Annotated in this window: 10 protein-coding genes; 1 reads left to right on the top strand and 9 read right to left on the bottom strand. The window is 72.6% G+C overall.

Annotated elements, in window-relative coordinates; translation table 11 throughout:
• Nucleotides 1–366: 366 nt before the first annotated feature.
• The 9 genes from ACFRU2_RS39530 to hisD are packed head-to-tail and all read right to left on the bottom strand — an operon-like array spanning nt 367 to nt 7,409.
• Nucleotides 367–1,602: an MFS transporter gene (locus tag ACFRU2_RS39530; RefSeq protein WP_382981142.1), complete on the bottom strand. Its 1,236-nt coding sequence runs from the start codon at nt 1,600–1,602 to the stop codon at nt 367–369.
• A 28-nt stretch (nt 1,603–1,630) separates the two neighbouring features.
• Nucleotides 1,631–2,386, bottom strand: a complete 756-nt coding sequence (gene hisF, locus ACFRU2_RS39525) for an imidazole glycerol phosphate synthase subunit HisF (RefSeq protein WP_250743792.1) — start codon at nt 2,384–2,386, stop codon at nt 1,631–1,633.
• Nucleotides 2,383–2,802, bottom strand: a complete 420-nt coding sequence (locus tag ACFRU2_RS39520) for a RidA family protein (protein ID WP_382981141.1) — start codon at nt 2,800–2,802, stop codon at nt 2,383–2,385. Before ACFRU2_RS39520 ends, hisF begins: the two co-directional genes overlap by 4 nt.
• Complete coding sequence (gene priA, locus ACFRU2_RS39515) at nt 2,799–3,533, bottom strand: bifunctional 1-(5-phosphoribosyl)-5-((5-phosphoribosylamino)methylideneamino)imidazole-4-carboxamide isomerase/phosphoribosylanthranilate isomerase PriA (protein WP_250743790.1); 735 nt, start codon at nt 3,531–3,533, stop codon at nt 2,799–2,801. The genes ACFRU2_RS39520 and priA overlap by 4 nt, the downstream gene beginning before the upstream one ends.
• The gene (gene hisH / locus ACFRU2_RS39510; RefSeq protein WP_250743832.1) at nt 3,533–4,174 is read right to left on the bottom strand and encodes an imidazole glycerol phosphate synthase subunit HisH; all 642 of its coding nucleotides are present in this window, start codon (nt 4,172–4,174) and stop codon (nt 3,533–3,535) included. The genes priA and hisH overlap by 1 nt, the downstream gene beginning before the upstream one ends.
• Nucleotides 4,175–4,179: 5 nt before the next feature.
• Nucleotides 4,180–4,347 (bottom strand): hypothetical protein, encoded by a 168-nt coding sequence (locus ACFRU2_RS39505; RefSeq protein ID WP_254383598.1) that lies wholly within the window; start codon nt 4,345–4,347, stop codon nt 4,180–4,182.
• Nucleotide 4,348: 1 nt separating this feature from the next.
• The gene (gene hisB / locus ACFRU2_RS39500; RefSeq protein WP_215035049.1) at nt 4,349–4,942 is read right to left on the bottom strand and encodes an imidazoleglycerol-phosphate dehydratase HisB; all 594 of its coding nucleotides are present in this window, start codon (nt 4,940–4,942) and stop codon (nt 4,349–4,351) included.
• Complete coding sequence (locus tag ACFRU2_RS39495) at nt 4,939–6,090, bottom strand: histidinol-phosphate transaminase (RefSeq protein WP_382981140.1); 1,152 nt, start codon at nt 6,088–6,090, stop codon at nt 4,939–4,941. Before ACFRU2_RS39495 ends, hisB begins: the two co-directional genes overlap by 4 nt.
• On the bottom strand, nt 6,087–7,409 hold the full coding sequence (hisD, locus tag ACFRU2_RS39490; RefSeq protein WP_382981139.1) for a histidinol dehydrogenase: 1,323 nt from the start codon (nt 7,407–7,409) through the stop codon (nt 6,087–6,089). Before hisD ends, ACFRU2_RS39495 begins: the two co-directional genes overlap by 4 nt.
• Nucleotides 7,410–7,556: 147 nt before the next feature.
• Here hisD and ACFRU2_RS39485 point away from each other — a divergent pair, with 147 nt between their 5' ends.
• Nucleotides 7,557–9,161, top strand: coding sequence for an oxidoreductase (locus ACFRU2_RS39485; RefSeq protein WP_382981138.1), 1,605 nt, complete (start codon nt 7,557–7,559; stop codon nt 9,159–9,161).
• The last annotated feature ends 109 nt before the right edge of the window (nt 9,162–9,270 follow it).

Here is a 9,270-nt window from a genome sequence, read left to right as displayed (position 1 = left end):
CTCAAACGCCGGAGGGGCTGGATTTTCGCCGGCGGCGGCCATATCCAGCGGCGTCGCAGGCACATCCAGCCTCGCCGGCGTTTGAGGAGCGGGGGTCCGGGCGCAGCACGGGGCACTTTCCGGCCCGTCCGGGGACACCCCCAGCCCCGCCGGCGTTTGAGGCGCGGGTCCGGGCAGCGCCCGGGGAACGGTGGAAGGGCGGGTAGGGGACTTCGCCCCGCAGGGCCCACCCAGCCGCACCCGCCCACCGGCCCCACGCCGGGACGGCGGTGGCGAGCACCCCGACCGGGTCACCGCCGGACGGAGTCCGGCGCAGCGGCGCGAAGCCGGTAAGGCCCGCCAGGGCCGCACCGCGCGAGCGGCGCGTCAAGAAGGAGCCAGGGCCAGTTCCGCGCGGCGGACCGCGGGGGCCGAGGTGCCCACTATGGCCCCGGCCATGGAGACCGCCGCCCCCGCCAGGAAGACCGGGGTCACGCCCCAGAGGTCGGCGGCGAAGCCGAAGGCGGGATAGGCCAGCGGGGCCAGGCCGACCGCCGTGAAGGCCATCACGGAGCTGACCCGCCCCAGGTACGAGGGGTCCGTGGCCGTCTGGATGAGGGCGATGGCCAAGCCGCCGCAGATCCCGCAGACCAGCCCCGTCAGCACGGCCAGCGCCACGGCGACCGGCAGGCTCGGGGCCAGGACCAGGCCGCCGATGCCGGCCGAGCCGACGATCAGGGTGAGGTTCTGGACCGCCCCGGCCCGGGGGAACCTCGGGATCAGGGTGAGCACCAGCGCGCTCGACGCCGCGCCCGCGCCCATCCCCCCGATGATCCAGCCGACCCCGCCCGGCCCCCAGCCGCGCTCCTCGGAGACCAGGATCAGCCCCAGCGTCATCGGCGCGGACGTGCCCAGCTGGCTCAGTGCCCCCGACAGCATCAGGGGCCCGATCAGCCCGTGCCGCCGGATGTAGCCGAGCCCCGAGCGGAGCTGCTGCCAAGGGCTCTCGGAGGAAGGGGCCGCCACCGCGCCCGCAGCCGACGCCGGCAGGGGAGCGATCCGTACCGCCATCAGCAGCACCAGCGAGACCCCGAACAGCACCGAAGCCACCGCGAAGGCGGACGCCGGCCCGCCCAGCCCCATCGCCAGCCCCGCCACCGGCGGCCCGGCGGTGTGCCCGACGCGTTCCGCGAGGCTGCGCAGCCCCTGGACCCGTACCAGCTGCCCGGGCCCCGCGATCCGCGGCGGCAGCGCCCCGACGGCCGGCATGAACAGGGCGTCCACGATGCCGAAGACCAGGGCGACGAGCACCAGGACCCACAGGCCCGGGGAGCCGAGGGCGAGGACGAGCGCCAGGGCCAGGACGACACCGCACCGCACCGCGTCGGAGGAGATGACCACCAGCCGGGGCCCGAAGCGGTCCGCGACCACCCCGCCGCCCAGCATGAGCAGCGCCCTCGGTATCGCGCCGACCGCCATGACCAGGCCGACCTCGGCCGGGCCGGCCGTCTGGGCGGCCGCCCAGCCGAGGGCGAGGAAGTAGACCCCGTCCCCGACGAGCGAAGCCCCGTAGGCGGCCAGCCAGCGCAGGACGTTGCCGTCCCGCCACACGTTCGCGTTCACTGCGAGCCCCCCACGGGCGAAGCAGGCCTCAGCGGACCGGGTGGCCCGCTTCCCTCAGCGCTTCCTTGACCTGCCCGATGCGCAGGTCTCCGAAGTGGAACACCGACGCCGCGAGCACCGCGTCGGCGCCCGCCGCGATCGCCGGCGGGAAGTGCGCGAGCTTGCCCGCGCCGCCCGAGGCGATCACCGGGACCGTGACGTGCTTGCGCACGGCCGCGATCATCTCGGTGTCGTAGCCGTCCTTGGTACCGTCCGCGTCCATCGAGTTCAACAGGATTTCCCCGGCGCCCAGCTCGGCCGCCCGGTGCGCCCACTCGACGGCGTCGATGCCGGCGCTCTGCCGGCCGCCGTGGGTGGTCACCTCGAAGGAGCCGGATGCGGTGCGGCGGGCGTCGACCGACAGCACCAGCACCTGTCGGCCGAACCGCTCCGCGATCTCCTGGATGAGCTCGGGCCGGGCGATGGCGGCGGTGTTCACGCCGACCTTGTCGGCGCCGGCCCGCAGCAGCTTGTCCACGTCGTCGGCGGTGCGGACGCCGCCGCCCACGGTCAGCGGGATGAAGACCTGCTCGGCGGTGCGGCGCACCACGTCGTAGGTGGTCTCCCGGTTCCCGGAGGACGCGGTGATGTCGAGGAAGGTCAGCTCGTCGGCGCCTTCGGCGTCGTAGAGCTTGGCCATCTCGACGGGGTCGCCGGCGTCGCGCAGGTTCTGGAAGTTGACGCCCTTGACCACGCGGCCGTTGTCGACGTCCAGGCAGGGGATCACCCGTACGGCGAGGGTCATGCCGAGCCTCCCCCGACGGGGCCGAAGGCCTCGACCTCCACCTCGACGACCATGCTCGGGTCCACGAACCCGTTGACGATGAGCAGCGTCGAGGCGGGGCGGACCTTGTCGAAGAGCTCGCTGTGGGCGCGGCCGACCTCGTCCACGTCACGGGCGTGCGTGAGGTACATGCGGGTGCGGACCACGTGCTCGGGGCCGAGCCCGGCCTGCTCCAGGGCGGCGAAGGCCACGGAGAAGGCCTTCTTCGCCTGGTCGTACGGGCCGCCCGCGTCGGCCCCGGTGCAGCCGGAGACCAGGACGAGGCCGTTGGGGAGCTGGACGGCGCGGGAGTAGCCGAGGACGTCCTCGTAGGGGCCGCCGGAGGAGATGCGGCGGACGGCGGAGGTGTTCTCGCCGGACGTGTTGTGGGATGTCATGCGGAGACCACCTTCAGGGCTTCTTCGAGCGTGAACGCCTTGGCGTACAGGGCCTTGCCTACGATGGCGCCCTCGACGCCGGCCCCGACGAGCCCGGCGAGTGCGCGCAGGTCGTCGAGGGAGGAGATGCCGCCGGAGGCGACGACGGGCCGGTCGGTGGCGGCGCAGACGTTGGTCAGCAGCTCCAGGTTGGGGCCGGTGAGGGTGCCGTCCTTGCCGATGTCGGTGACGACGTACCGGGCGCAGCCCTCGGAGTCCAGGCGCGCGAGGGTCTCGTAGAGGTCCCCGCCCTCGCTGGTCCAGCCGCGGCCCTTGAGGGTGGTGCCGCGTACGTCGAGGCCCACCGCGATCTTGTCGCCGTGCTCGGCGATGGCCTTGGCGGCCCACTCGGGGGTCTCCAGGGCGGCGGTGCCGAGGTTGACGCGGGTGCAGCCGGTGGCGAGGGCCGCGGCGAGCGAGGCGTCGTCGCGGATGCCGCCGGACAGTTCGACCTTGATGTCCATGGCGCCGGTGATCTCGGCGACGAGGGCGCGGTTGTCACCGGTGCCGAAGGCGGCGTCCAGGTCGACCAGGTGCAGCCATTCGGCGCCGGCGGACTGCCAGGCCAGGGCGGCCTGGAGCGGGGAGCCGTAGGAGGTCTCGCTGCCGGACACGCCGTGCACGAGGCGCACGGCCTGGCCGTCGCGGACGTCGACGGCGGGGAGCAGTTCGAGCTTCTTCGACGTCGTCATCACAGGGTCTCGATCCAGTTGGTGAGGAGCTGGGCGCCGGCGTCCCCGGACTTCTCGGGGTGGAACTGGGTGGCCCACAGGGCCCCGTTCTCCACCGCCGCGACGAACCGCTCGCCGTGCGTGGCCCAGGTGACCTTGGGGGCCTTGATCAGCGGGTTGGTGACTTCCAGCGACCAGTCGTGGGCCGCGTAGGAGTGCACGAAGTAGAAGCGGGCGTCCTCGTCCAGGCCGGCGAAGGCCTGGCTGTCGGCCGGCGCGTCCACGGTGTTCCAGCCCATGTGGGGGACGATCGGGGCCTGGAGCGGGCCGACCGTGCCGGGCCACTCGTCCAGTCCCTCGGTCTCCACGCCGTGCTCGATGCCGCGCTCGAAGAGGATCTGCATGCCGACGCAGATGCCCATGACCGGGCGGCCGCCGGAGAGCCGGCGGCCGATGATCCAGTCGCCGCGCGCGTCCTTGAGGCCCTGCATGCAGGCGGAGAAGGCACCGACACCGGGGACGAGGAGTCCGTCGGCGTCCATGGCCTTGTCGTAGTCGCGGGTGATCTCCACGTCCGCGCCGGCGCGCGCGAGGGCGCGCTCGGCGGAGCGGACGTTGCCGAAGCCGTAGTCGAAGACCACGACCTTCTTGGTGGGGGTCAAGGTACTCACTCCCAAATTCCCTGGATCCGCAGCACTCCGGCGACCAGGCACATCACGGAGGCGAGGCCGAGCAGGACGACGACGGAGGTGGAGATGTCCTGTTTCTTGAAGGAATACGCGCCACCGGCCAGGAAGAGGCCGAGGAAGATCAGGATCGTGTTGAGCCCGTTCACGCTAGAGGGCGCCCTTCGTGGAGGGCAGGATCCCGGCGGCGCGCGGGTCGAACTCGGCGGCGTAGCGCAGGGCCCGGGCCAGCGCCTTGAACTGGCACTCCACGATGTGGTGGGCGTTGCGGCCGTACGGCACGTGGATGTGCAGGGCGATCTGGGCCTGCGCGACGAAGGACTCGAAGATGTGCCGGGTCATCGTCGTGTCGTACGAGCCGATCATCGGCGCCATGTTCTCGGGCTCGGTGTGCACGAGGTAGGGGCGGCCGGACAGGTCGACGGTCACCTGGGCGAGGGACTCGTCGAGCGGCACGGTGCAGTTGCCGAACCGGTAGATGCCGACCTTGTCGCCGAGGGCCTGCTTGAAGGCGGCGCCGAGCGCGAGCGCGCTGTCCTCGATGGTGTGGTGGCTGTCGATGTGCAGGTCGCCCTCGGTCTTGACCGTGAGGTCGAAGAGGCCGTGGCGGCCGAGCTGGTCGAGCATGTGGTCGTAGAAGCCCACGCCCGTCGAGACGTCGACCTTGCCGGTGCCGTCGAGGTTTATCTCGACGAGGACCGAGGTCTCCTTCGTGGTCCGTTCGACCCGTCCGATGCGGCTCATGCGTGCTGCTCCTTCTTCAGTGCGCGAACCGCTTCCAGGAACGCGTCGTTCTCGGCCGGGGTGCCCGCGGTGACCCGCAGCCATCCCGGTACGCCGTTGTCCCGGACCAGGACGCCCTGGTCGAGGATCTTCTGCCAGGCGGTGTGGGAGTTTTCGAACCGGCCGAACTGTACGAAGTTCGAGTCGGAGTCGGTGACCTCGAAGCCGATCCCCCGCAGCTCGGTGACCAGGCGGTCCCGCTCGGCCTTGAGCTGCTCGACGTAGCCGAGCAGGGTGTCGGTGAACTCCAGGGCGGCCAGCGCGGTCGCCTGGGTGACGGCCGACAGGTGGTACGGCAGGCGTACGAGCTGTACGGCGTCGACCACGGCCGGGTGCGCGGCGAGGTAGCCGAGGCGCAGTCCGGCGGCGCCGAAGGCCTTGGACATGGTCCGGGAGACCACCAGGTTCGGGCGGCCCTCGATCAGCGGCAGCAGCGAGTCCCGGTGGCTGAACTCCACGTAGGCCTCGTCCACGATGACGAGGGACGGCTTCGCCGCCTGCGCGGCCTCGTAGAGGGCCAGGACGGTCTCGGCCCCTACCGCGGTGCCCGTGGGGTTGTTGGGCGAGGTGATGAAGACGACGTCCGGGGCGTGCTCGGCGATGGCCTGTTCGGCCGCCTCCACGTCGACGGTGAAGTCCTCGTTGCGCGGGCCGGAGATCCAGTCGGTCCCGGTGCCGCGCGCGATCAGTGCGTGCATCGAGTACGAGGGCTCGAAGCCGATCGCGGTGCGGCCGGGCCCGCCGAAGGTCTGGAGCAGCTGCTGGAGGACCTCGTTGGAGCCGTTGGCGGCCCATACGTTCTCCCGCGCGACCGGGTGCTTGCCGGTACGGGTGAGGTAGGCGGCCAGCTCGGTGCGCAGCTCGACCGCGTCCCGGTCGGGGTACCGGTTGAGGGTGCGGGCGGCCTCGGCGACCCGCTCGGCGATCCGCGCGACGAGCGGCTCGGGCAGACCGTACGGGTTCTCGTTGGTGTTGAGCTGGACGGGCACGTCCAGCTGCGGGGCGCCGTACGGGGTCTTGCCGCGGAGCTCGTCCCGGATGGGGAGGTCGTCGATGCCGATGACGGCCTCGGCGCCGGTGCCGTCGGTGCTGTCAGTGGTGCCGGTCATGCCTGCGGAACCTTCCACCCGAATCGTGCCTTCAGAGCCGCGCCGTGCGCGGGCAGGTCCTCGGCCTCGGCGAGGGTCACCACGTGGTGGGTGACCTCGGCGAGGGCGTCGCGCGTGTAGTCGACGATGTGGATGCCGCGCAGGAAGGACTGCACGGACAGGCCCGAGGAGTGGCAGGCGCAGCCGCCGGTGGGCAGCACGTGGTTGGAGCCGGCGCAGTAGTCGCCGAGCGAGACCGGGGACCACGGGCCGACGAAGATCGCGCCGGCGTTGCGCACGCGGGCGGCCCAGGCGGCCGCGTCGGCGGTCTGGATCTCCAGGTGCTCGGCGCCGTACGCGTCGACGACCTTGAGGCCGTCCTCCAGGCTGTCGACCAGCACGATCGCGGACTGGCGGCCGGCCAGCGCGGGCTTGATCCGGTCCTCGATGTGCTTCGTGGCCGCGACCTGCGGCTCCAGCTCCTTCTCGACGGCGGCCGCGAGCTCCTCGGAGTCCGTCACCAGGACGGCGGCGGCCAGCGGGTCGTGCTCGGCCTGGCTGATCAGGTCGGCGGCGACGTGCACCGGGTCGGCCGTGGAGTCCGCGAGGACCGCGATCTCGGTCGGGCCGGCCTCGGTGTCGATGCCGATCTTGCCGGTGAAGTAGCGCTTGGCGGCGGCGACCCAGATGTTGCCGGGGCCGGTCACCATGTTGGCGGGCGGGCAGTCTTCCGTGCCGTACGCGAACATCGCGACGGCCTGGGCGCCACCCGCGGCGTACACCTCGTCCACGCCGAGCAGCGCGCAGGCGGCGAGGATCGTCGGGTGCGGCAAGCCGCCGAACTCCTTCTGCGGCGGGGACGCGAGCGCGATGGACTCGACGCCCGCCTCCTGGGCCGGGACGACGTTCATGACGACGGAGGACGGGTACACCGAGCGGCCGCCCGGGGCGTACAGCCCCACGCGCTCGACCGGAACCCACTTCTCGGTCACCGTTCCGCCGGGGACCACCTGGGTGGTGTGCTCGGTGCGGCGCTGGTTGCGGTGCACGATCCGGGCGCGCCGGATCGACTCCTCCAGGGCGGCGCGGACGGCCGGGTCGAGCTCGTCCAGAGCGGTCTTGAGCGCCTCGGCGGGCACCCTGACCTGCTCGAGCTCGACCCCGTCGAACTTCTGCGCGTACTCGATCAGCGCCGCCGTCCCACGATGGTGGACGTCCTCGCAGATGGGCCGCACCTTCTCCAGGGCGGCTTCTACGTCGAACTCGGCACGGGGCAGCAGATCGCGCAGGGCGCCACCCTCGGGGAGGGTGTCGCCGCGCAGGTCGATACGAGAGATCACCTGCCAATTCTCTCAGACCGCCTCGCGGCACCGTTCGTCCGTATCACTGGCTGATACAGGCCACGGACGTTTCCCGATGTCACAGCGGCCCCCTAGCGTGCGGGTAGGTGCGGTGCGGTCCGCGCCGACGAGCGGAGGGGGGCCGCCATGGCCGAAGTACGCCCGGACGGGGAACCGGACGATCTCACCGGCCCCGAACGGCTCATGTGGGACGCGTTCCGGACCGGGAGCGTCTGCGATCTCAGCACCCGCACGGCCGAGCGGGACGATCCGCACGCCGACCGGGTCTGGGGCCCCGAGCGCAGCGTGCGCGCCGCGGTGGTGGCCCTGCTGCTGCTCCACGGGCCCGACCCGGTGCGGGGCCGGGTGGCCTCCCTGAAGCTGCGCGGCGTGCGGATCACCGGACGCCTCGACCTGTCCGGGGGCACGGTCACCCCGTACGTGGAGCTCCAGTCCTGCCGCTTCGACGGCGAGGTACAGCTCTCGGAGACCCGCTTCGGCACGCTGCGCCTGGTCAACTGCGCGATACCCCGGCTGGACGCGGCCCGACTGCAGACGGAGGGCGACCTGCACCTGCCGCGCTGCCGGGTGGCGCGCGGGATCCGGCTGACCGACGCGCAGATCGGCACCGACCTGCTGATCAGCGAGGCGGTGGTGCAGCGCGACACCAAGGGGCGGGCGCTGGCCGCCGACGGGATGTCGGTCGCGCAGGACTTCCAGGGCGAGCTGCTGCGGACCTACGGGGAGCTGAGCCTGCGCGGCGCCAAGATCGGCGTGTCGATGAGCCTGCGCGGGGCCCGCCTGAGCAATCCGGCCGGGAAGCGGGCGCTGAACGCCCCGCAGCTCACCGTCGAGCGCACCCTCTACCTGACCTCCATCGCCCTGGACTCCACCGCGGGCGACTCCGGTTTCTCCACTCCCCCCTACGGGCAGGGCTACACCCCGCTGCGGGGCGAGCCCGCGCAGCACTTCGAGTGCCGGGGCGGCCTGCGGCTGGACGACGGCCGCTTCGGGGACGCCGTGGACTTCTACGGGGCCCGGTTCACCCTCACGGAGGACCAGGAGATCTCGCTGCGCCGCATCCACACCCCGGAGCTGCGGTTCGTGGGCGAGCGCCCGGAGCGGGGCCGGGTGGTGCTGTCGGGCTCGCAGGTGGTCAAGCTCGTGGACACCGCCACGAGCTGGCCGGCCCGCCCGGGCCGGCTGTCCATCGAGGGCTTCGGCTACGAGAACCTCGCGCCCCGGGGCCTTTTCCCGCCGTCCCTGCGGCTGGAGTGGGTCGAGGCGGCCACCCCCGAGTACTCCCCGGAACCGTACGAGCGGCTCGCCGCGGTCCTGCGGGCCTCCGGGGAGGACGCGGACGCCCGCGGGGTGCTGCTCGCCAAACAGCGGCGCCGGCGGTCGACGCTGCCGCCGGCGCTGCGCGCGTGGGGGTACCTCCAGGACTGGACGGTGGTCTACGGCTACCGGCCGGGGCGGGCGGCGCTGTGGATGGCCGTGCTGTGGGCGGCCGGGGCGGTGCTCTTCGCGGTGCACGGCGAGCCGCCGCCGATCAAGGCGGACGAGCACCCCGACTGGGACGCATCGCTGTTCGCCCTGGACCTGCTGCTGCCGGTGATCGACCTCGGCCTTCAGGACCAGTGGATCCTGGAGGGCGGCTGGCAGTGGGGCGGGGCCGCGCTGATCATCCTGGGCTGGATCCTGGCCACGACCGTGGCGGCGGGCGCCTCCCGGGTCCTGAGGCGGGGGTGACGGTAGGGGGTGTCCCGGGGGGGGGGGAGGGGAGTGGGGGGCGGGGATTCATGAGCCGCACCCAAACCACCCTCCCCACGCTAAACAACCCCCCCACCCCATCCCCCTC

The sequence above is a fragment of the Streptomyces sp. NPDC056883 genome, from assembly GCF_042788835.1.
Classification (GTDB): Bacteria; Actinomycetota; Actinomycetes; order Streptomycetales; family Streptomycetaceae; genus Streptomyces; species Streptomyces stoeckheimensis.
This window is presented reverse-complemented; position numbering and strand designations above follow the sequence as displayed.

Excerpts from the sequence above, each read along its gene's own strand:
- hisF (WP_250743792.1), bottom strand. The coding sequence starts at position 2,386 with ATGACCCTCGCCGTACGGGTGATCCCCTGCCTGGACGTCGACAACGGC.
- ACFRU2_RS39520 (WP_382981141.1), bottom strand. The coding sequence starts at position 2,802 with ATGACATCCCACAACACGTCCGGCGAGAACACCTCCGCCGTCCGCCGC.
- priA (WP_250743790.1), bottom strand. The coding sequence starts at position 3,533 with ATGACGACGTCGAAGAAGCTCGAACTGCTCCCCGCCGTCGACGTCCGC.
- hisB (WP_215035049.1), bottom strand. The coding sequence starts at position 4,942 with ATGAGCCGCATCGGACGGGTCGAACGGACCACGAAGGAGACCTCGGTC.
- ACFRU2_RS39495 (WP_382981140.1), bottom strand. The coding sequence starts at position 6,090 with ATGACCGGCACCACTGACAGCACCGACGGCACCGGCGCCGAGGCCGTC.
- ACFRU2_RS39485 (WP_382981138.1), top strand. The coding sequence starts at position 7,557 with ATGGCCGAAGTACGCCCGGACGGGGAACCGGACGATCTCACCGGCCCC.